Origin of the sequence: Burkholderia latens (genome assembly GCF_001718795.1) — a bacterium.
Taxonomy (GTDB): Bacteria; Pseudomonadota; Gammaproteobacteria; order Burkholderiales; family Burkholderiaceae; genus Burkholderia; species Burkholderia latens_A.
Window position 1 is genome coordinate 258,609 of the sequence record NZ_CP013435.1, and the last position, 20,893, is coordinate 279,501.

Genomic DNA, 20,893 nt, shown 5'->3' on the forward strand with positions numbered 1-20,893 from the left:
ATCATAGCCTTCCACTCGTAGCAGCAGATTCGACACATCCCAATCGGACAGCAGTCTCTCAGCTGACGAAAACAAGGTGGCCCAGTCCTCCATTTCAAGCAATACCGATGCAGCGAAAGCACGTGTCGATATGGTCGGCGAGCGCTCGAAGAACTCGACGATTCCGTCACGGACGCGAAGTGAGTGTGGCGAGCCGGCGGAAGCGCACCACGCAGGTCTGCGCTAACGTCACGCTCCGCCCGCCCGGTGGCAACTGCGTAGCGAAAGACCTGACCGCAGTTTTGATGGACTCGATGCGATGTGTCGAGCGCGCCGCGCGCTTCCACCCTGCGCAGGACCGCGAGAACTTCCGGCGCTTTGATCTCTGCGATCGCTCGACCACCCAGCCAAGGAAAAACGTCTTTCTCGAGACGAGCGATGATCTTATCTGCGTGACTCTTCGCCCAGCCCGGCGACTGCCTTGCAAACCACTCGCGCGCGACAGCTTCGAAACTGTTCGCGGCGCGCTCGACCGTCGCCGCCTTTTGCACCTTGCGCTCAATTCCCGGATCGATCCCGTTGGCGAGAAGCCTGCGCGCCTCGTCCCGGCGAAGCCGTGCTTCCTTGCCGCTGACCTCAGGGTAGACGCCCAGCGCCAGGCGCTTTTCCTTGCCGGCGAATCGATACTTGAACCGCCAATACTTTCCGCCCGCCGGCGAGACTTCCAAATACATGCCGGAGCCATCTGTCAGGCGGTAAGGCTTCTCTCGGGCGGGCGCATTGCGAATTTCGGCGTCAGTCAGGGGCATTCGATCTCCGTGGGGGCATCAGCATATGGGGGCATGCTTCGTGCCCCCTAAAATGCCCCCTGGTGCCCCGAGATGTCAATGACAACATCAGACGAACATAGAAACAAAAAACCCCGCGAGCCTTACTGGCTGCGGGGTTTGCTGACTTGCTCGTACAACCCTAGACATGTTCTTGGTGGAGCGGAGGAGGATCGAACTCCCGACCTTCGCATTGCGAACGCGACGCTCTCCCAGCTGAGCTACCGCCCCAACAGTCGTCCATCATACACATGCATTTCCCGGCTTGGCAATAGGGGGGCCATCCCACCTGACGCGTCACTTCGACGGTGCGCCGGCCAGCACCCATTCGACCACGGAACGCACATCGGCGTCGCTCATCCGCGGGTGCGCGGGCATTGGAATCGCCCCCCACACGCCGGAGCCGCCTTCCTTCACTTTCTTCGACAGTTTCGCGACGGCCTGCGGATCCGACTTGTAGCGGGCGGCGATGTCCTTGAACGACGGGCCGACCAGCTTGCGATCCACTGCGTGACAACCCATGCATGCGTTGCTGCGCGCGACCTTCAGGCCATCGCCGACGTCCGCATGCGCGACCCCGAGCGAACCGGCCGCGAGCGCCGCAACCGCGGCGACGCGCGCGCCCCATTGCGCGATCTTGTTTTGCATCGGCTTCATTGCGGCTTCGCCTTCGGGTTCCCCGGATGCACGCTCGACGAATTCGAGATCGGCGCCGGCGGTTGCAGCGGCGCCGACTGGACCGACGCATCGGGCACCGCGCCGACGGTCGCGGCATCCGCCGGCGCGGCAGCGGGCTGCGCGCCCGATGCGCTGCCAGGCGATGCAGCCTGCAACGCCTGTGCCTCCTGCGGCTGGATGTACTGGAACACCTTCACGACCTTCTCGACGCCCGGCACCTGGCTTGCGGCATCCGCGCCGCGATTGCCTTCGTCGACGGTCACGAGGCCCATCAGATAAATGTTGCCGCGCTCACTGACAACCTTGTAGTAATTCGCCGACAGCCCCTTCGTCGCGATGAACTCGGACTTCACACGCCCTTCGAGGTACGAGTCGTTCGCGCGCGACGACAGCGACGACGCCGGCTCGACCGACAGCTCGTTGACGATCCCGTTCACGTTGTTGATGCCGCGCACGATTTCCTCGGCGCGCTGCTTCGACGCGTCGTTCGGCACTTCGCCCGTCAACAGCACGCGGCGATTGAACACGGTCACGTTCACGTGCGACTGGTCCGGCAGCCCGTTGTTGATCTGCGTGAGCGCCTTCACCTGGATCTCGCGATCCTCGGTCTGCGCGCCGAGCGTGCGGCGATCGGTCGCAATCAGCGCGCCGCCGCCGGCCGCCGCACCGAGCACGCCGAGCACGCAGCCCTGCAGCGACATCGCGACGCCGGCCGTCAGCGCGGCGAGCAACGTGGTTCTGACGAGCGTCTGTTTGACGCGGCTTTGATTCATCGACGGCTCTCCTTCGTTCAATCCTCACCCAGCAGCATCGCGTCGATGCCGTCGCACAGGCAGTGGATGGTCAGCAGATGGACTTCGTGGACGCGTGCCGCGCGCGAGGCGGGCACGCTGATCGGAATATCGGTATCGGACAGCGCGGCCGCAACGGCATGGCCATCGCCGCCCGTCAACGCGACGACGGTCATCTCGCGCTCGTGCGCTTCGTCGATCGCGGCCAGCACGCGCGGCGACGCGCCGCTCGCATCGAGCACCAGCAGGATGTCGCCCGTCTGCCCGAGCACGCGCACCTGCTGCGCGAACAGCTGATCCGCGGCCGCCGCTCCGGTGAGGCCGCCCTGCGACGCATCGGTAGCCAGCGCGATCGCGGGCAGGCCCGGACGCTCGCGCTCGAAGCCGCCGACGAGCGACACGGCGAGGTAGTGCGCGGCGGCGGCCGACGGACCGTCGCCGCACGCGACGATCTTGTTGCCGTTCGCCAGCGCGGCGAACATTGCGTCGACCGCGGCCGCGATCGGCAGCGACAGCGCATCGGCCGCTTCGGCGTGAAGCGCGGCGCTGTCGCGGAAATGTTGCTGAATACGTTCGACTGACATCGATTCCTGGTGAACTGGGCGCGTGGGCACCCCGCGCGCAACGTCATGGGTGCGGCGAGTTTACCGCACTCCGGCGCGCGCTCCGGGGGTACGGCAAGAACTCTTTACATCTCGTCACAGCTCGAGGCTATGCGTCATCGGCACGAAATGCATCGCGCAGCCACTCGAGCCGGCCGGCCTCGAACGCGACGACGTCGAAACGGCACGCGGCACCCGCGCCGTGCCGCGCCCAGAAATGAAGCGCGGCCGCGATCACGCGCCGGCGCTTGCGCCAGCCGACGCTCGCCGCCGCGCCGCCGTGCCGGGTGCTGCGCCGCGCACGGACCTCGACGAACACGAGCGTGCCGTCGGGCGCCCGCATCACGAGATCCAGCTCGCCAGCGCGCACGGTCACGTTCGCCGCGACGAACGCGAGACCGCGGCGCTCCAGGAACCGCCGCGCGCGCTGTTCGAACGTCGCGCCCACCGATCTGGATCGCGCCGTGCCCGAAAAGTTGCCGCCGCCGCGCGGCAACTCGCTTCCGTCACCCGGCGCGCGCGCCACCGCGTGGCACAATGCCGTCCTTGTTCCGCTTGCGCCGCTCTTGCGCGCATTGCCTGCCATGACTGCCCTCCTCGAACTCGCGCAAACGCAGCACTACCCGGAAGCCGCGCTCTACGTGGTCGCGACGCCGATCGGCAACACCGCCGACATCACGCTGCGCGCGCTGCACGTGCTCGGCCTCGCCGACCGGATCGCTGCCGAAGACACCCGCAACACGGGCCAGCTGCTCGCCCGCTACGGGATCTCGAAACCGCTCGTTGCCGTGCACGAGCACAACGAGCGCGAAGCCGCGCTGCGCGTGATCGAGCTGTTGCGCGCGGGCGAACGCGTCGCGTACGTGTCGGACGCCGGCACGCCCGGCATTTCGGACCCGGGCGCGCGGCTCGTCGACGCGGTGCGCGCGGCCGGCTTCGCGGTGGTTCCGCTGCCCGGCGCAAGCGCGGCGGTGACCGCGCTCAGCGTGGCCGGCGACTGGGCCGGCGCGTTCACGTTCGCGGGCTTCCTGCCGCCGAAGGCGAAGCAGCGCGCGAGCGCGCTGCAGGCGCTCGTGCAGCACCCGTACGCACTGGTGTTCTACGAGGCGCCGCACCGGCTCGCCGAAACCGTCGCCGCACTTGCCGCAGCATTCGGCCCCGCGCGCCGGCTGCTGATCGCGCGCGAGCTCACCAAGCTACACGAGCAACTGTTCCAGGGCACCCTGGCCGAAGGACAGATCTGGCTCGACGGCGACGCGAACCGGCAGCGCGGCGAATTCGTGCTGGTCGTCGAAGGCGCGCCGGCCGGCGGCGGCGAAGCCGACGACACCGCGCACGACGCGCTGCTCAAGTTGTTGTTGGAAGAAGTCCCGGTGAAGAGCGCGGCCAAGCTCGCGGCAGCGCTGACGGGCGCGTCGCGCAACGCGCTGTATGCGCGCGCGCTCGCGCTGAAGGAAGGCTGACGGGCGCGAGCACGGGCGGCACCGCCCGGCGGGCGGAAACGCAAAAGGGCTGCCGGAAGGCAGCCCTTTTGCAACGCGCGGCGCGAATCGCCGCGTGAGTTCGGTTACTTCGACGACAGCGACGCGAACATCTCGTCGCGCGCCTCGCGCGCTTCTTGCGGCGACAGCCCTTCGATCTTCACGCGACCGGTGCCCGCATGCACGAGGCCGATCATCTTCGCCGCCGCATACGACAGGTCGAGCACGCGGCCGCGCTTGAACGGCCCACGATCGTTGACCTTCACGACGACCCACTTGCCGGTCGACGCATTCGTCACCTTGATGTACGAAGACAGCGGCAGCGTGCGATGCGCGGCCGTCAGCGCGTTCATGTTGAAACGCTCGCCATTCGCGGTGCGGCGACCGTGGAAATCCCGGCCGTACCACGATGCCCGACCCGTCTGGCGGAAGTCGGACACGTCCTTGCCGTCGATCGGCTCGGCGTCCGCCAGCGACGACTTCTTCGCGTCGGTGCTGTCGGTAGCCGGCATCGATGCCAGCGCGGAGTCGAAACTCAGCGGCTGCTTGTCGTCATCCGCTTTCGCGGCAGCGGTCGTCTTGTTGACCGCGCTCTTCTGGCTGGCGCTGCCGGTGGTCTGGCTGGATGGCACCGCACAGCCCGTCAGCGCAAAAAATAATGCAATGGTCCCGAATCGAGTCGGAAATCGAAAATTCATCGACGTGTCGCCTTCTGGTTCGGGCCGCACCGATACAACGCTGCTCAACGACGCAGATAACGCGGCCCGGACGGCAAATGCGTGCACGCCCCGCTCGGATGCGAGCAGGCGGCTAGCATGGGCGCGGCTTTCGTTTGTGCCGCAACCGTCCTGATTAGTTTTCACGTCTGGCGCAACCTGTCCCCGGCAGCCTGACCAGACCCCACATGCCGCCATCGAACATGGCTTTCACGTTCGCGCGCGTCGCGTACAGCCAACGCACAGGAACGGCGGCACAGGCCTCATCCGGCGGCGCGGCAGCAAGGCCGCAAGCGGGCGCGCAGCACCCGGCCGGACAAGACGTGAGCACCGAACGCTCGGTGCTGGATACACCGCCGGACTCCCCGGCGGTCGATGCTTGACGGTGCTCCCGCGCCCCTCCTTTAACGGGGCCGAAACACCAGCGAATTGCGTGAAATTCACGCGCAATGGGCGGCATTATACATAAATCAAAACGTTGTCTCCCGAAGTGGCCGCGTCGGACCATTGATTCTCTCTATGGCAGCAACAATCCGGATGCTCCGGGATTGCCCCCAGATGCCCGCGGGCGCTGCGTCTCACGCGCGGCAGCCCGCGCGCACGACCGGTACAATCGGTCCTTTTAGCCGCCGGTGCTCCCATGAAAGTCACGCTCATCCCGGTCACGCCGTTCCAGCAGAACTGCTCGCTGCTCGTCTGCGAAAAGACCGGCCGCGCTGCCGTCGTCGATCCCGGCGGCGACATCGAACGAATCGAACAGGAGATCGCGCGCCAGAACGTGCAGGTCGAGAAGGTGCTGCTCACGCACGGCCACGTCGATCACTGCGCGGGCGCGAAGGCGCTCGCTACGCACTACGGCGTGCCGATCGTCGGGCCGCAGGAAGACGAGCGCTTCTGGATCGAGCAACTGCCGATGCAGAGCCAGCGCTTCGGCTTTCCCGCCGCCGAGACGTTCGAGCCCGACCACTGGCTGAACGACGGCGACACCGTGAAGTTCGGCGACGAGACGCTCGAGGTCTATCACTGCCCGGGCCATACGCCCGGCCACGTGGTGTTCTTCAGCCGCGCGCATCGCGTCGCGATCGTCGGCGACGTGCTGTTCGCCGGCTCGATCGGCCGCACCGACTTCCCGCGCGGCAACCATGCGGATCTCGTGCGTTCGATCAAGGAGAAGCTGTGGCCGCTCGGCGATGACGTCACGTTCGTGCCCGGCCACGGCCCCGTGTCGACGTTCGGCGACGAGCGCCGCACGAACCCGTTCGTGTCGGACAAGGTGTTCGGATGAACCAGACCGCCCTCCCCGAAATCTACGTCAGCACCGACGTCGAGGCCGACGGCCCGATTCCCGGCCCGCACTCGATGCTGAGCTTCGCATCGGCCGCCTATACCGAGGACAAGCAACTGATCGCGACGTTCTCGGCGAACCTCGAAACGCTGCCGGGCGCCAGCGCCCATCCGGTGCAGGAAGCGTGGTGGAAGACGGAACCGGACGCGTGGGCCGCGTGCCGGCGCGACCTGCAGGCGCCGGAGGCGGCGCTCGTCGCGTACGTCGAATGGGTCGAGGCGCTGCCGGGCAAGCCGGTGTTCGTCGCGATGCCGGCCGGCTTCGACTTCACGTTCATGTTCTGGTACATGATGCGCTTTGCCGGACGCTGCCCGTTCTCGTGGTCGGCGCTCGACATCAAGACGCTTGCGTTCGCGATGACGGGCCTGCCGTACCGCAAGGCGATCAAGCCACGCTTTCCGAAACACTGGTTCGACGATCATCCGCACACGCACGTCGCGCTCGACGACGCGATCGAGCAAGGCGCGCTGTTCTGCAACATGCTTGCCGACCTGCGCCGTCAGCAGACGGCGCTCGCCGGCCTCGCGGTATCCGACACCGACCGGTCGGAACAGGCGGGCGCGGGACAAAACCCCACGGATCCGCGCGCAAATTAGCGAATCTCGCTCACCGGCACGCCGCCAGATTGCCTTTCCTTTCCCGGCCCTCTAACATTCAGCGTGTTGTAGCTGCCGCATGGAGGCGCAGGTGACGCTCGATTCCTTTTCGCAAAAAATCCTTCGCCTGTTGCAGCTCGACGCGCGCCGGTCCGTGCAGGAAATCTCCGACCAGGTCGGCTTGTCCAGCACGCCGTGCTGGCGCCGCATCAAGGACATGGAACAGTCCGGCGTGATCCAGCGCTACACCGCGCTGCTCGATCGCGAGAAGCTCGGCCTGCACGTGTGCGCGCTCGCGCACGTGCACCTGACTCGCCACAACGAAGGCGGCGTCGAGCAGTTCGAACGCGAGATCGCGACCTGCCCGGAAGTCACCGAGTGCTACAGCACGACGGGCGAAGCCGATTACATCCTGAAGATCGTCGCACCCGACATCAAGGCTTACGACGTGTTCCTGCACGAACGGATCTTCAAGATCCCGGCCGTGTCGCAGGTGCGCACGAGCGTCGTGCTGCGCGAAATCAAGTTCGACACGCAACTGCCGCTGTAACGCCGCGCCGCGTTCGTGCGGCGCGTACGTTCATGCCTGCGCGCTGAGCGCGCGCGTGAAGCCGATCCGGCGCGCGCCGAACTGGCGCATCAGCGTGTCGGTATCGAGCCGGCCGGCCAGCGCCGTATCGCCGTCGCCCGCGCCGGCGTCGAGCGTCACGTCGATCTCGAGGCCCGTGCTCAAGTAGTGGAGGTTGATCGCGGCCGGATGCAGGCCGCGCTGCGCGAGCGCGGCCTCGAGCCGCGCCGCGATCTCGTCGCGCGGCGGCAGCGCAAGCGCCGGGCGGCGCGCGGCGTCGTTCTCCGGGTCGACGTGAATCAGCGCGTCGAGCACGCGCGGATCGTTCAGCACGCGCGCCCGCGCCGTTTCGGCGATGTAGTGACCTTCCGATACCGAAATCATCGGATCGACGAGGATGTGCGCGTCGACGAGCGCCGCGTCGCCCATTTTGCGCGTGCGCAGGTCGTGCACGTCGCGCACGCCCGGCGTCGCGACGAGCAACGCGCGGATTTCGGCCGACGCGGTCGCATCGAGCGCCCGATCCGACAGATCCTGCAGCGCGTCATAGCCGAACGTCCAGCCCATGCGCGCGACCATGAAGCCGACGATGGCCGCGGCGATCGGGTCGAGCAGCCGCACGCCGGCCAGACTGCCGACGATGCCGATCGCGACGACGAGCGACGACGCGGCGTCCGAGCGCGCGTGCCATGCGTTCGCGACGAGCATCGCGGAGCGCACGCGGCGCGCCTCGCGCAGCATGTAGCGGAACAGCGCCTCTTTCGACACGAGCACCGTCAGCGCGACGATCAGCGCGGAAAAATGGACGGCAGGAATGCTTTCGAGATTGACGAGCCGGTCTCCGGCGCGCCACAGCATGCCGATGCCGACCGCGATCAGGATCGCGCCGAGAAACAGCGACGCGACCGTCTCGTAGCGGCTGTGGCCGTAATTGTGATCGGCATCCGGCGAAGCGCCGCTATGGCGATTCGCAACCAGTACGACAAAATCCGAGATCAAATCGGAAATCGAATGGACGCCGTCGGCAATCAACGCCTGCGAATGCGCAACCACGCCTACAGCGATCTGAAACGTCGCAAGCACGACATTCAGCACGATACTGACGAACGTGCTCTTGCGTGCGACCGCGTGCTTATCCGCGCTTTGCGCGTCGCCAGAAAACGTAGACATGAAATACGAGATAACGGTTGGGATACGGAATTCTACCAAACGCAGCCCTTGAGGCATTCCGATAACCCCAAATTTTCCATTTAAATCAATCGCTTATGCGAACGGGTCGCATTTTCATTCACGCCCACAATCTGACATTTCCGTGACAGCGCGCGGATGTTCCAAGGCCGCAAATACAAAAGCCGCGTTCCTGCACGGACACGCGGCTTTTCTGAGGCGACGACTTAAACGAACGTTTAAATCGCAAACTGATCGCGGTTCTTGCCGGCGATCCAGCGCGGCGGCTTGCCACGGCCGGACCACGTCGCGCCCGTTTCCGGATCGCGGTATTTTGCCGCCACGCCAGCGCGCGGGCGACCGACCTTGCCTGCCTTCGCGCGGCTGAGGCCGAGTTCGGCGAGCGAAAAGCCGTAGTCGGCAATCTTCTGCTTCACGTCATTCAGCACTTCCGCGTATTCGCGCGACTTTGCTTCTTCGATTTGCTTCTCCAGCTTCTCCCGCTGGGCCAGCAGGTCCTTGTAAGAAGACATAGTTTCCCTTTCGATATGATCAATGGCACCGGTCTGCGGCCGGCTCGCCATTCATGGAATATTTGTGCCTCGGATTTTCGAAGGCAGAGATTAGCACAAAAAAGATTTGATAGAAGCCGGGATTCACGAAAATCCCGAGGCCAATTGCAATTCACGCATGTCATTTTGACCGGTCACGGCCTTTTCTCAAATTTTTACGCTGTTGCATAGAGATTAGGACATTACCGATCCGGTATTCGCCCTATCAACATACGCAATTACCATGCATCCGCGAAAATCAAAGCTTTCATGTCGCGACAAGTTCGCGAAAATCGCGCTGCGGCATCGCGCTGAACAGGCGATGGCCGCCTGCGGCGTCACGTCACATTCAGCGCGGCCGCAAGCACTCGCTCGCGCAGCGCGCCGGTGTCGCCCGGCACCGGGTCGAACGGCGTGCGTACGCGACGGCCATCGCAGCGCCAGTCGGCGCCGTGGCGATCGACGCCGAGCAGTTCGAGTCCGTCGCGGCGCGCATCGCTGGCCTCGTACGCGGCCCACAGCGCCTGTTCGTCGTCGAATCCGAGCGGCGGCAGCGTATCGAGCGCCGTGCCGTCGACCCAGCCCATCCGGCCGAACCCGCCGATATAGCGCAGCCGCTCGATGTCGAGCGCCCAGAACGTGAAATCGCCGAGTGCGAGATAGCGCGCCGCGTCCGGTTCGTAACGCGTATAGCGCGCGGCGACATGCGGATCGGCGGCCAGCGGCGCGAAACGGCCGACGAGCGTCGCGCGCTCCGCATTCAGTACGTCGCCATCCGGCGCATCGACGATCAGGAAGCCCGCGCGCGGATCGGCGGCGAGGTTGCGCGTGTGTTCGGCGAGCCCGCTCACGAGGATCACCGGCCGATGCGTCGCGTCGGGTGCGAACGGCACCACCGTCGGATACGGAAAGCCTTGCGGGTCGCGCGCATGGGTCGCGAGCGTGCCGAGCGCGCAGCGGTGCAGCAGATGCAGGGCAAGGTCGGGATCGATGTTCAAGGTCACTCCTGCGGTCGGTCAGTCGATGGCGGCGACAAGCAGGCATCGCAACGACTGCGGGCATGCCGCCTGCGCATCGATGTTACCCGCGGTACGGCGCTGCTGCGTATTGGCCGGATGGCCGGTGCGCAGCGCGCGCGATCCGCCGGCGCTCACGACCGGCCGGACGGCCGACGCGCCGGCAAGACCGTAAGCGGTTCGATAGAATCGGACGAATCCGATGGGCGCGGCGCGCCCGCACAAACTTTCATTGAAGAGCGTTCCGTGTCCGAATCTTCGTCCCGATCCTCGTCCCACTTCGCCGCACCGCCCGACGCGCATCGCGCGCTGGCGCTGCCGGTCCGCCAGCGTGCCCGCACCGCGACAATGGCGCTGTTCTTCGTCGCCGGCATGATGTACGCATCGTGGGGCGTGCACGTGCCCACCGTGCGCGACAAGTTCGCGCTGAGCCCCGGGCTGCTGTCGATCGCGCTGTTTGCGGTCGCGGGCGGCTCGATCGCCGCGATGCTGACGATCGCGCGCTGGATCGCGCGGGTCGGCTCGCGCACCGCGTGCGTCGCCGGCGGGCTGGTGATGTCCGCGTGCGCGGCGCTGATCCTCGTCGTGCCCGACTACTGGATGCTGCTCGCCGTGCTCGCGCTGTTCGGTTTCTCGATGGCGACGCTCGACGTCGCGATGAACGCCGAGGCAAGCGCGGTCGAGCTCGCGCTCGGCAAGCCGATCATGTCGTCGCTGCACGGTATGTTCAGCATCGGCGGGATGTCGGGGGCGGCCGCCGGCGGCGCGCTGCTGTCGGCCGGCATGGCGCCGGCCGTGCATCTCGCGCTCGCAGCCGCGCTCAACGCGGCGGTGCTGCTCGCGGCGAGCCCGGCCGTGCTGCCGCACGTCCCGCATCAAGAACACGGGCACGGCGGCGGCAATCGCTGGCGCTCGGCCGCGCTGTGGATGCTCGGCGGAATCGCGCTGATCGCGTTGATCGCCGAAGGTGCGATGTACGACTGGGCAACGGTCTACATGCGCGACGTCGTCGCGGCGAGCCCTGCACTGGCGAGCGCCGCGTACGCGGCATTCTCCGGCGGAATGGCGATCGCGCGGTTCGCGGGCGACGCGGTGCGCGCACGCTTCGGCGCGCCGCAGCTCGTGTTCGCGAGCGCGTCGCTTGCATGCGCGGGCATGATCGGCGCGCTGCTGCTGCCAAATGCGGTGGTGGTTCTCGCCGGCTTCACGCTGATGGGCCTCGGCCTCGCGAACATGATGCCCGTACTGTTCGCCGCCGCCGCGCGCGTGAAGGGCATTCACGCGGCCGAAGGCCTCGCGCACGTGGCCGGGCTCGCGTATTTCGGACTGCTGTTCGGTCCGGTGGTGATCGGCGGCGTCGCGCAAAGCGCCGGCCTGACGGTGGGGCTGTCCGTCGTCGCGCTGTGCGCGGCACTCGTCGCGGCAGTCGCGCCGAGGGTACTCGCGCACCTGAAGATCTGATCGCGGCGATCCCGCCGCCGGCGCCCGGCCGCACAAGAAGAAAGGCGCGCCCGCGTTGCCGCGGGCGCGCCTTCACCCCTTCTGTCGACCGCTCGTCAGCTTACATCTTCACTTCGTCGAGCAGCGTCTTCTTGCCGCTCTTGTAGTTGTAGAGCGAGATCACGCCGTGCTGCAGGTCGCCCTTCGAGTCGAAGGTCGTCGTGCCGATCACGCCCGTGTACTTCGTCGCCGGCATCGCCGCGAGGATCTTGGCCGGGTCCGTCGAGTTCGCGCGCTTCATCGCGTCGGCGATGATGTACACGGCGTCATACGTGAACGGTGCGTAGATCTGGATCGGCTGGCCGAAGCGCTTCTCGTACTTGGCCTTGAACGCCGCGCCGCCCGGCATCTTCTCGAGCGAAGCACCGGCTTCCGAGCACACGATGTTGTCGGTCGCGTCGCCGGCCAGGTCGGCCAGCTTCTCCGTGCACACGCCGTCGCCCGCGAAGATCTTCGCGCGCAGGCCGAGCTGCTTCGCCTGTTTCGCGAACGGGCCGCCGGTGGCGTCCATGCCGCCGTACATGATCGCGTCCGGGTTCTCGCCCTTGATCTTGGTCAGAATCGCGCGGAAGTCGACCGCCTTGTCGTTGGTCGCGTCATGCGACATCACCTTCAGGCCGAGCGCCTTCGCCTTCTTCTCGAACTCGTTCGCGAGACCCTGGCCGTAAGCGGTCGAATCGTCGACCACGGCGACGCTCTTGATGCCCTTCGAATGCGCGTAGTCGGCGAGTGCCGGGCCCTGCTGCGCATCGGTCGCGACCACGCGGTACGTGGTCTTGAAGCCTTGCTGCGTGTAAGCCGGGTTGGTTGCCGACGGCGAGATCTGCACGATGCCCGCATCGCTGTAGATCTTCGATGCCGGGATCGACGTGCCCGAGTTCAGGTGGCCGACAACCGCGACGACCTTGTCGTCGACGAGCTTCTGCGCAACCTGCGTCGCCTGCCGCGGGTCGGCCGCGTCATCTTGCGGGTCGAGTTGCAGCGTGATCTTCTGGCCGCCGATCGTGAGACCCTTCGCGTTGATTTCCTCGACTGCGAGACGCGCGCCGTTTTCGTTGTCCTTGCCCAGGTGTGCAATGCCGCCCGTCAACGGCGCGACGTGGCCGATCTTGACGACTTGATCGGCGGACGCGTTGCTTGCAGCTGCTGCACACAGCATCGCCGCTGCGGTGATCGGCAACAGCTTTTGCATCTTGATATTCATGTAAGTCTCCAGTTTCGGTCCCAATAAACGCCATCGCCCGGTGCCCCGCTGCCATCCCTGTGTTTGCATTCACTGGACGATTCGCCGGTTGCATCCTTCATGCACTTGGCCTCAAGCACGTGGGAAACAACCGCTTTTAGCAGCCGCCCGCCCGTACTTGCGCGCAAGTGTAGGTGATCAAATTAATTTGTGGGACTTTTTTGGGGTAGTGGTAACACTACCGATACGCCCGTTCTGGAATGACTACTCGAATATCGTTGCAAGGCCCGCCGGATAAGGGTTTCCGCTAATCACGAAGGTGCACGCAACAGGTTGATTTAAAGCATTCGTACGTCATTTCGCTTCGGTATTTTGTGCACGTGATCGTTGAATGAAACGCGCGTGACAGCACGCGCGGTTCGGGCCCGGATGCGCGCCGTTCACGCAGCCGCCGCGCGCCACTCGGTGTCGAGCGCGTCCACGAGCTGCGACGTGGTCAGCGACGCAGCGCGCCGCCGGGTCAGCGGCGCGCCCTGGCCGGCCCACAGCGACAGGTAGTCGCCGTCGTTCGCCCGCGCCGCGGCCTGGCGCAGCGGTTGTGTCAGCGCGTTCTGCATCGGATACGGCGCGACGTCGGCGGCGCGTTCGCCGAGCCGCGTCATCAGCGTGTTGCGCAAGCCGCGCGCATGCCGCCCGGTGATTGCGCGCGTGACCTGCGTCGACGTATCCGTGCTGGCAACGACGCGCGCCTTCCAGTCCGCCGCGATCGCGCTTTCCGCGCACGCAAGGAACGCGGTGCCGAGTTGCGCGGCCTGCGCGCCGAGCGCGAGCGCGGCCGCAATCCCGCGGCCGTCCATGATGCCGCCGGCGGCGAGCACGGGCAGGCCGGTCGCGTCGACGAGTTGCGGGACGAGCGCAAGCGTGCCGATGAGCGCGTCCTCGGCCGCGCCGATGAAGGTGCCGCGATGGCCGCCGGCTTCGGCGCCCTGCGCGGAAATCGCGTCCGCACCGGCGTCCCGCCACGCGAGCCCTTCGGCGACATGCGTCGCGGTGCCGATCACGTAGGTGCCGGCAGCCTTCAGCCGCGCGACGTCGGCCGCATCGAGCACACCGAATGTGAAGCTGGCCACCGGCACGCGCAACGCGACGAGCGTATCGAGCTGCGCGCGAAAGTCCGGCGCGTAGCGCGCCGGCGCGGTGCCGGGCGGCAGCCCGAGCGCCGCGTTCAGCGGATCGATCGCGGCGAGCGCACGTGCGACGGTGGCCGCGTCGGGCGCGGCGTCGTCGGGCAACACGAACAGGTTGACGGCGAACGGGCGCGCGGTGGCCGCGCGAATCGCGGCGACTTCGGTTTCGAGACGGTCCGGCGTGAACGCGCCGGCGCCGAGGCTGCCGAGCGCGCCGGCATTGGACGCGGCCGCGGCCATCGCGGCCGTGCCCGCGCCGACCATCGGCGCCTGCACGAGCGGCACGCGCAGGCCGAAGCGTTCTGAAAAGGGTGTGGAAAGCGAACGGGCGGACATGGCGGATCCTTCGATGGCGATGCGCGAAAGCGCTTTGTAAAAGCCGACACGTCGACTCTATCGAAGCGGCGCGCCGCCGAAAAATGAATAATCGAGATCGAAACGATCGCTGCGCGAGAACCCGGTCCGGCCCATCGTGACCGACCGCGGCGCCGACGTTGCACGCGGCTGCAGCGCCCCGGGATTGGTGGCACACTAGGCCGCCTTTTTCACCATCCGCGGCGCGCGCGGCGCGCGCCCGTTCGCCAGGAGTTCAAACGTGACAGCCCAATGGATCGACATCCCGACCGGTAACGACAGCTTCGGTGGCTATCTCGCGCTGCCCAAGCGCGGCAACGGCCCCGCAGTCATCATCATCCAGGAGATCTTCGGCGTGAACTCGCACATCCGCGCGGTCGCCGACCAATACGCGGCCGACGGCTTCGTCGCGCTCGCGCCGGACGTGTTCTGGCGCACGCAGCCGCGCGTCGAGCTGACCTACGAAGGCGCCGATCGCGACAAGGGCATCGAGCTGATGAAGAAGACCGACGTCGGCCTTGCGGTGGCGGACATCGGCGCGGCCGCCGACGTGCTGCGCGCGCGCGCCGACGTCGCCGGCAAGGTCGCGGCGATCGGCTACTGCTTCGGCGGTCAGCTCGCGTACCGCGCAGCGGCGGCGGGCCACGTCGATGCAGCGGTCGCCTATTACGGCGGCGGTATCCAGAACGCGCTCGACCTCGCCGCCAAGATCACGCAGCCGATCCAGTTTCACTACGCGGAGAACGACCACGGCATTCCGCTCGACGCGGTCGAGAAGGTGAAGGGCGCGTTCGCGGACCGCGGCAACGCATCGTTCCACCTCTATCCGGGCGCCGAGCACGGCTTCAACTGCACGGACCGCGCGTCGTACCACCAGCGCGCGTCGGCACTCGCGCACGGCCGCACGCTGACGTTCCTCGCCGAACACCTGTAAAGGCAGCCGGCCGCGGGTCCGGCACGCCGGGTCCGCGTTATCCTCCCATCATCGCCACGGGTCACAACGGGGGTGACAGCGATGCATTCGGACTATCTCGCGCACGACGCAATCGGTCTTGCCGCACTCGTGCGCGAGCGCAAGGCGAGCCCGCGCGAACTGCTCGACGCCGCGATCGGGCAGGCCGAAGCGGTAAACGGCGCGGTCAACGCGATCGTGCTGCAGGACTATGACGCCGCACGCAAGCGCGCGGAATCGGCGAGCACCACCGCCCCCGACGCGCCGCTCGCGGGCGTCCCGTATCTCATCAAGGATCTCGGTGCGGCCGTCGCCGGGCTACCGCTGTCGATGGGCAGCCGGCACTACCGCTACTTCGTTCCCGCCGACGACTCCGCGCTGATTGCGCGCAGCCGCGCGGCCGGCCTCAACTTGTTCGGCAAGACCAACACGTCGGAAATCGGCCAGATGCCGTACACCGAACCCGAGCTGTTCGGCGCGTGCCGTAATCCGTGGAATCTCGATCACACGCCCGGCGGCTCGAGCGGCGGCGCGGCCGCGGCCGTCGCGGCCGGCATCGTGCCGCTCGCGCATGCGTCCGACGGCGGCGGCTCGATCCGGATCCCCGCGTCGTGCTGCGGGCTGTTCGGGCTGAAGCCGAGCCGCAATCCGTTACTGGCAGACCTGCCTTCGAACGGCGAACTCGTGGTCCAGCATGCGGTGTCGCGCAGCGTGCGCGACAGCGCGCTGCTGCTCGACGTGACGACCGGCCAGACGCTGCCGCCCGGCGCGCCCGGCACCTTTCTCGGCGCGCTGGACACGCCGCCGGGGCCGCTGCGGATCGGCCTCGTCACCGATCCGATGCTCGCGCCGGCACTCGACGACGACACGCGCGCCGCGCTCGACGATGCCGCCGCGCTGGCCGAATCGCTCGGCCATCACGTCGAACCGGCGACGCTGCACATCGACCGTGCGCGCACGGCGGAGACCTTTCTCATGCTGTGGGCGACGATCGCCGAGGAGATGGTGCTCGGTGCGCGCGCGCTGACCGGACGCACACCGAAGCGCGCGGAATTCGAGCCGGCGACGTGGGCGATGGCGGTGGTCGGCCGGCGTGTCGCCCGCGCGCGGCTCGCGGACGTGCTCGAATGGCAGCGTCAGCTCACGGTGCAGGTCGCCGGGCTCGTGTCGCGCTACGACGCGATCCTGTGCGCGACGCTGGCAGGGCCGCCGGTAAAGATCGGCGAGCTGCAGCCGACCGCACTCGAAGCCGCGCAGATGAAATTCCTCGCCGCGCTGCCGGTGAAGCCGCTGCTGCGGGAAATGCTCGCGCGAACGTCGGAGAAGGCGTTCATGTGGGCCGGCTGCACCGAGCTGTTCAATCTGACGGGCCAGCCGGCGATGTCGGTGCCGCTCTACTGGAACGCGCGCGGGCTGCCGATCGGCGTGCAGTTCGTTGCACGGCACGCCGACGATGTGCTGCTGCTGAAGCTCGCGCGCCAGCTCGAGCAGGCGCGGCCGTGGTTCGACCGGCGGCCGCCGCTGATGCAGGCGCAACGCTGACGCAAGCGCCGGCGGCGCGACGGCGAAAAAAAGCCCCGCCGGTTTGCCGCCGGCGGGGCTTTCGCGCATGCAACCGCGTGGCGGCGCTTACATCGACAGCCGTTCGCAGATGGTCCGCGTCGCGGACGCCGCGTTCAGCGTGTAGAAATGCAGCCCCGGCACGCCCGCGTCGATCAGGCGCTGGCACAGGCTCGTAACGACGTCCGCGCCGAACGCGCGGATCGCGTCGCGATCGTCGCCGAAGCTCTCGAGCCGGCGCGCGACCCAGCGCGGCACTTCCGCGCCGCACATGTCGGAAAAGCGCATCAGCTGCGAGAAGTTCGTGATCGGCATGATGCCCGGCACGATCGGCACGTCGACGCCGAGCTTGCGCGCATCGTCGACGAAGCGGAAATACGCGTCCGCATTGAAAAAGTACTGCGTGATCGCGGAATTCGCGCCGGCTTTCACCTTGCGCGCGAAGTTCTCAAGATCGGCTTTCGGCGAACGCGATTGCGGGTGGTACTCGGGATAGCCTGCGACTTCGATGTGGAACCAGTCGCCATGCTGCGCGCGGATGAAGCTGACGAGCTCGGACGCGTAGCGCAGCTCGCCGACCTCGCCCATCCCCGACGGCAGATCGCCGCGCAGCGCGACGATGTGCCGGATTCCGTGCGAGCGGTACTGGTCGAGGATCGCACGCAGGCTGTCGCGCGACGAGCCGATGCACGACAGGTGCGGCGCGGCCTCGAGGCCGTCCTTCTGCATGTCGAGCACGGTGTCGAGCGTGCCTTGCTGCGTCGAGCCGCCGGCGCCGAACGTCACGGAGACGAATTTCGGCTTCAGCGGCAGCAGCTGCGCGCGCGTGGCCCGCAGCTTCTCGACGCCCTCCGCCGTCTTCGGCGGGAAGAATTCAAACGAAAGTTCGATCGGTTTCATGATTCGCAAGAGTGGGCGCGGCCGTCAGCCGATGTCGCGCTGCCCGAAGATCAGCGCGGACAGCAGCCACGACACGATGCTGTACAGGATCGAACCGAAGAACGCGGACCAGAAACCGGACACCTCGAAACCCTTCAGCAGCGACGACGCGAACCAGAAACACAGCGCGTTCACGACGAGGATGAATACGCCGAGCGTGACGATCGTGACGGGCAGCGTCAGCAGGATCAGCACCGGACGGATCACCGTGTTGATCAGGCCGAGCACGACCGCGATGATCAGCGCGGTGCCGAAGCTCTTGATGTGGATCGACGGCACGAGGTACGTGATGATCAGCAGCGCGAGGGCGTTGATGACCCAGGTGAGAATGACGCTCATGGAGGGCTCCGGTTCGGTTGTCGATCTGGTCGGTCAATGCGTTCGGTCGCCGCCGGCCGCGGCGCGTGCCCGCGGGCGCGACGCGGCGGCCGGCGATCCGGCACGGTGCCGCCATCCCGCGCGCCCGACGCTGGCACGCGCGGCACGGCGGCGGCGCATCAGTAGCGGTAGTGGTTCGGCTTGAACGGGCCGTCCTTCTGCACGCCGATGTACGCGGCCTGCTCGTCGGACAGCACGGACAGGTTCGCGCCGATGCGCGCGAGGTGCAGGCGCGCAACCTTTTCATCGAGATGCTTCGGCAGCACGTACACCTTGTTCTCGTACTGGTCGCCGCGCGTGAAGAGTTCGATCTGCGCGAGCGTCTGGTTCGCGAACGAGTTCGACATCACGAACGACGGGTGGCCCGTCGCGCAGCCGAGGTTCACGAGGCGGCCTTCCGCCAGCAGGATGATGCGCTTGCCGTCCGGGAAGATGATGTGGTCGACCTGCGGCTTGATGTTTTCCCACTGGTACTGGCGGGTCGACGCGACGTCGATTTCCGAATCGAAGTGACCGATGTTGCAGACGATCGCGTTGTGGCGCATCGCCTTCATGTGATCGTGGTTGATCACGTGGTAGTTGCCGGTCGCCGTCACGAAGATGTCGGCCTTGTCGGCCGCATATTCCATCGTCACGACGCGGTAGCCTTCCATTGCCGCCTGCAGCGCGCAGATCGGATCGATTTCGGTGACCCACACGGTCGCGCCGAGGCCGCGCAGCGATTGCGCGCAGCCCTTGCCCACGTCGCCGTAGCCGGCGACGACCGCAACCTTGCCCGCGATCATCACGTCGGTCGCGCGCTTGATGCCGTCGACGAGCGACTCGCGGCAGCCGTACAGGTTGTCGAACTTCGATTTCGTGACCGAGTCGTTCACGTTGAACGCCGGGAACGGCAGGCGGCCGTCCTTTTCCATCTGGTACAGGCGGTGCACGCCGGTCGTCGTTTCCTCGGTCACGCCCTTGATGTGCGCGAGGCGCTTCGAATACCAGTTCGCGTCGATGTCGAGGTGCTTCGCGATCGACTTGTACAGCGCGACTTCTTCTTCGTTGGTCGGCTTCGCGATCACCGAACGGTCCTTCTCGGCCTTCGAGCCGAGAATCAGCAGCAGCGTTGCGTCGCCGCCGTCGTCCAGGATCATGTTCGCGAATTCGCCGTTCGGCCATTCGAAGATGCGGTGCGAGAACTCCCAGTATTCGTCGAGCGACTCGCCCTTGAACGCGAACACCGGCGTGCCGGCTTCGACGATCGCGGCAGCGGCGTGGTCCTGCGTCGAGAAGATGTTGCACGATGCCCAGCGCACGTCCGCGCCGAGCGCCTTCAGCGTCTCGATCAGCACGCCGGTCTGGATCGTCATGTGCAGCGAACCGGCGATGCGCGCGCCCTTCAGCGGCTGCTGCGCCTTGTATTCGTCGCGGATCTGCACGAGGCCCGGCATTTCGGTCTCGGCGATGTTCAGCTCCTTGCGGCCCCAGCCTGCAAGCGCCATGTCGGCGACGACGTAATCGTTGGAAACCTTGGAATCGATAATGGCGTTCATCACGCCCTCCTTTCTAAAAAAGTTCTAGAAATTGGTGACGTGAGCGCCGTTCAGGAAGCGGGGCCGGCGCGCATCTGGCCGCACGGCTGCTTGGTGAAGCTCTCCGAGCCTGGCGGACGCAGATGGTCCGTCGCAACGCTCCTCGGAAAACGGGTGGGATTGTAGCAAATCGGCGCGGGAATTGTGCGCCGCGCGCACCACGCGCGGCGTCGGCGCGCGTGGGAGGCGATGAAGGGGTCAGTTCTCCGCGCCGACCCACGCCTGTTCGCGCAGCCGCGCGCGCAGACGCGCGACCGCCTGGCTGTGCAGCTGGCACACGCGCGACTCGCTGACCTCGAGCACCGCGCCGATCTCGCGCAGGTTCAGCCCGCGCTCGTAGTACAGCGACATCAGCAGTTTCTCGCGCTCGGGCAGCCGGTCGATCGCCTCGACGAGCGCCTCGCGCAGATGCTCGTCGAGCAGCGCCGACAACGGATCGGCGTGATCGACGCGGTAGCGGTCGAGAAACGGCTCGTCGTCGGCCGCGCGATCGAAATCCTCGTAGTAGATCAGCTGGCTGCCGTGCAGGTCCTGCAGCATCCCCTGGTATTCGTCGAGCGGCATCTTCAGATGCTCGGCGATCTCGGCCTCGCTCGCCGAACGGCCGAGCTGCTGCTCGACCTGGTGCACCGCGTACTCGACCTCGCGCGACGTCTTGCGCAGGCTGCGCGGCAGCCAGTCGTTGCTGCGCAGCTCGTCGAGCATCGCGCCGCGGATGCGCTGCGTCGCGTAGGTCTCGAACTGCGCGCCCTGGTCTTCCTTGTAGCGGCCGGCCGCGTCCATCAGGCCGATCATGCCGGCCTGGATCAGGTCGTCGAGGTCGACGCTCGCCGGCATCTTCGCGACGAGCTGCAGCCCGAGACGCCGCACGAGCGGCGCGTATTGGGCGAGCACGTCGGCCTGGGTCATCTTTCCCTGAGCGTTGTACATCATGGCTCTCTCCTTC

21 protein-coding genes, 1 tRNA gene, 1 pseudogene and 1 riboswitch are annotated in these 20,893 nt (G+C 66.8%); of the genes and pseudogenes, 7 read left to right on the plus strand and 16 right to left on the minus strand.

Annotation, left to right across the window (positions count from 1 at the left end):
- Nucleotides 1-128: 128 nt before the first annotated feature.
- The 6 genes and pseudogenes from WK25_RS29735 to WK25_RS01285 all read right to left on the minus strand — a co-directional run.
- A pseudogene (locus tag WK25_RS29735) lies at nucleotides 129-788 on the minus strand (tyrosine-type recombinase/integrase); the annotation flags it as partial.
- Between the two features lie 173 nt (nucleotides 789-961).
- A tRNA-Ala gene (locus tag WK25_RS01265) sits at nucleotides 962-1,037 on the minus strand.
- A 66-nt stretch (nucleotides 1,038-1,103) separates the two neighbouring features.
- Complete coding sequence (locus tag WK25_RS01270; RefSeq protein ID WP_069240834.1) at nucleotides 1,104-1,463, minus strand: c-type cytochrome; 360 nt, start codon at nucleotides 1,461-1,463, stop codon at nucleotides 1,104-1,106.
- Nucleotides 1,460-2,257 carry a BON domain-containing protein gene (locus tag WK25_RS01275; RefSeq protein WP_040144857.1) on the minus strand — a complete coding sequence of 266 codons (798 nt, stop codon included), beginning with the start codon at nucleotides 2,255-2,257 and terminating at the stop codon, nucleotides 1,460-1,462. The genes WK25_RS01270 and WK25_RS01275 overlap by 4 nt, the downstream gene beginning before the upstream one ends.
- A 17-nt stretch (nucleotides 2,258-2,274) precedes the next feature.
- Nucleotides 2,275-2,859, minus strand: coding sequence for an SIS domain-containing protein (locus WK25_RS01280; protein ID WP_059691549.1), 585 nt, complete (start codon nucleotides 2,857-2,859; stop codon nucleotides 2,275-2,277).
- 127 nt (nucleotides 2,860-2,986) lie between these two features.
- Nucleotides 2,987-3,415, minus strand: coding sequence for a YraN family protein (locus WK25_RS01285; protein WP_413168758.1), 429 nt, complete (start codon nucleotides 3,413-3,415; stop codon nucleotides 2,987-2,989).
- Nucleotides 3,416-3,461: 46 nt separating this feature from the next.
- Between WK25_RS01285 and rsmI the strand changes: the two genes are divergently transcribed.
- Entirely contained in the window at nucleotides 3,462-4,340 is an 879-nt protein-coding gene (rsmI, locus tag WK25_RS01290; protein WP_069240836.1) for a 16S rRNA (cytidine(1402)-2'-O)-methyltransferase, read from the plus strand.
- A 104-nt stretch (nucleotides 4,341-4,444) separates the two neighbouring features.
- Here rsmI and WK25_RS01295 read toward each other — a convergent pair whose 3' ends face one another.
- On the minus strand, nucleotides 4,445-5,056 hold the full coding sequence (locus WK25_RS01295) for a septal ring lytic transglycosylase RlpA family protein (protein WP_069241905.1): 612 nt from the start codon (nucleotides 5,054-5,056) through the stop codon (nucleotides 4,445-4,447).
- Nucleotides 5,057-5,714: 658 nt separating this feature from the next.
- On the opposite strand from WK25_RS01295, the gene WK25_RS01300 reads away from it, so the two are divergent.
- From WK25_RS01300 to WK25_RS01310, 3 genes are all read left to right on the plus strand, one after another.
- Nucleotides 5,715-6,359 carry an MBL fold metallo-hydrolase gene (locus WK25_RS01300; RefSeq protein ID WP_040142942.1) on the plus strand — a complete coding sequence of 215 codons (645 nt, stop codon included), beginning with the start codon at nucleotides 5,715-5,717 and terminating at the stop codon, nucleotides 6,357-6,359.
- The gene (locus WK25_RS01305; RefSeq protein WP_069240837.1) at nucleotides 6,356-7,015 is read left to right on the plus strand and encodes an exonuclease; all 660 of its coding nucleotides are present in this window, start codon (nucleotides 6,356-6,358) and stop codon (nucleotides 7,013-7,015) included. The genes WK25_RS01300 and WK25_RS01305 overlap by 4 nt, the downstream gene beginning before the upstream one ends.
- Before the next feature lie 79 nt (nucleotides 7,016-7,094).
- Complete coding sequence (locus tag WK25_RS01310; RefSeq protein ID WP_006477376.1) at nucleotides 7,095-7,565, plus strand: Lrp/AsnC family transcriptional regulator; 471 nt, start codon at nucleotides 7,095-7,097, stop codon at nucleotides 7,563-7,565.
- A 30-nt stretch (nucleotides 7,566-7,595) separates the two neighbouring features.
- Here the strand turns inward: WK25_RS01310 and WK25_RS01315 are convergent, their stop codons facing one another.
- From WK25_RS01315 to WK25_RS01325, 3 genes are all read right to left on the minus strand, one after another.
- Complete coding sequence (locus WK25_RS01315; RefSeq protein ID WP_040142938.1) at nucleotides 7,596-8,753, minus strand: cation diffusion facilitator family transporter; 1,158 nt, start codon at nucleotides 8,751-8,753, stop codon at nucleotides 7,596-7,598.
- Nucleotides 8,754-8,989: 236 nt separating this feature from the next.
- Nucleotides 8,990-9,283: an H-NS family nucleoid-associated regulatory protein gene (locus WK25_RS01320; RefSeq protein ID WP_034209561.1), complete on the minus strand. Its 294-nt coding sequence runs from the start codon at nucleotides 9,281-9,283 to the stop codon at nucleotides 8,990-8,992.
- Between the two features lie 356 nt (nucleotides 9,284-9,639).
- Entirely contained in the window at nucleotides 9,640-10,299 is a 660-nt protein-coding gene (locus tag WK25_RS01325; RefSeq protein WP_059548014.1) for a HugZ family protein, read from the minus strand.
- A 264-nt stretch (nucleotides 10,300-10,563) separates the two neighbouring features.
- Between WK25_RS01325 and WK25_RS01335 the strand changes: the two genes are divergently transcribed.
- The gene (locus WK25_RS01335) at nucleotides 10,564-11,778 is read left to right on the plus strand and encodes an MFS transporter (RefSeq protein ID WP_069240839.1); all 1,215 of its coding nucleotides are present in this window, start codon (nucleotides 10,564-10,566) and stop codon (nucleotides 11,776-11,778) included.
- A gap of 100 nt (nucleotides 11,779-11,878) precedes the next feature.
- Here the strand turns inward: WK25_RS01335 and WK25_RS01340 are convergent, their stop codons facing one another.
- Together WK25_RS01340 and WK25_RS01345 are read right to left on the minus strand one after the other, a co-directional pair.
- On the minus strand, nucleotides 11,879-13,021 hold the full coding sequence (locus WK25_RS01340) for a branched-chain amino acid ABC transporter substrate-binding protein (RefSeq protein ID WP_040142930.1): 1,143 nt from the start codon (nucleotides 13,019-13,021) through the stop codon (nucleotides 11,879-11,881).
- A 419-nt stretch (nucleotides 13,022-13,440) separates the two neighbouring features.
- The gene (locus WK25_RS01345; RefSeq protein ID WP_069240840.1) at nucleotides 13,441-14,523 is read right to left on the minus strand and encodes an NAD(P)H-dependent flavin oxidoreductase; all 1,083 of its coding nucleotides are present in this window, start codon (nucleotides 14,521-14,523) and stop codon (nucleotides 13,441-13,443) included.
- A 259-nt stretch (nucleotides 14,524-14,782) separates the two neighbouring features.
- On the opposite strand from WK25_RS01345, the gene WK25_RS01350 reads away from it, so the two are divergent.
- Together WK25_RS01350 and WK25_RS01355 are read left to right on the plus strand one after the other, a co-directional pair.
- Entirely contained in the window at nucleotides 14,783-15,475 is a 693-nt protein-coding gene (locus WK25_RS01350) for a dienelactone hydrolase family protein (RefSeq protein ID WP_040142926.1), read from the plus strand.
- Between the two features lie 81 nt (nucleotides 15,476-15,556).
- Nucleotides 15,557-17,035 (plus strand): amidase, encoded by a 1,479-nt coding sequence (locus tag WK25_RS01355; RefSeq protein ID WP_069240841.1) that lies wholly within the window; start codon nucleotides 15,557-15,559, stop codon nucleotides 17,033-17,035.
- An 87-nt stretch (nucleotides 17,036-17,122) separates the two neighbouring features.
- On the opposite strand, the gene metF is transcribed toward WK25_RS01355, so the two are convergent.
- From metF to WK25_RS01375, 4 genes are all read right to left on the minus strand, one after another.
- Nucleotides 17,123-17,953: a methylenetetrahydrofolate reductase [NAD(P)H] gene (metF, locus tag WK25_RS01360; protein WP_059548021.1), complete on the minus strand. Its 831-nt coding sequence runs from the start codon at nucleotides 17,951-17,953 to the stop codon at nucleotides 17,123-17,125.
- 24 nt (nucleotides 17,954-17,977) lie between these two features.
- A complete protein-coding gene (locus WK25_RS01365) occupies nucleotides 17,978-18,331 on the minus strand; it encodes a phage holin family protein (RefSeq protein WP_006477367.1) in 354 nt (117 codons plus the stop codon).
- 158 nt (nucleotides 18,332-18,489) lie between these two features.
- On the minus strand, nucleotides 18,490-19,908 hold the full coding sequence (gene ahcY, locus WK25_RS01370) for an adenosylhomocysteinase (protein WP_040142920.1): 1,419 nt from the start codon (nucleotides 19,906-19,908) through the stop codon (nucleotides 18,490-18,492).
- Nucleotides 19,909-19,942: 34 nt separating this feature from the next.
- Nucleotides 19,943-20,058, minus strand: a riboswitch (S-adenosyl-L-homocysteine riboswitch).
- Between the two features lie 87 nt (nucleotides 20,059-20,145).
- Complete coding sequence (locus tag WK25_RS01375; protein ID WP_040142918.1) at nucleotides 20,146-20,880, minus strand: RNA polymerase sigma factor FliA; 735 nt, start codon at nucleotides 20,878-20,880, stop codon at nucleotides 20,146-20,148.
- Nucleotides 20,881-20,893 lie beyond the last annotated feature (13 nt).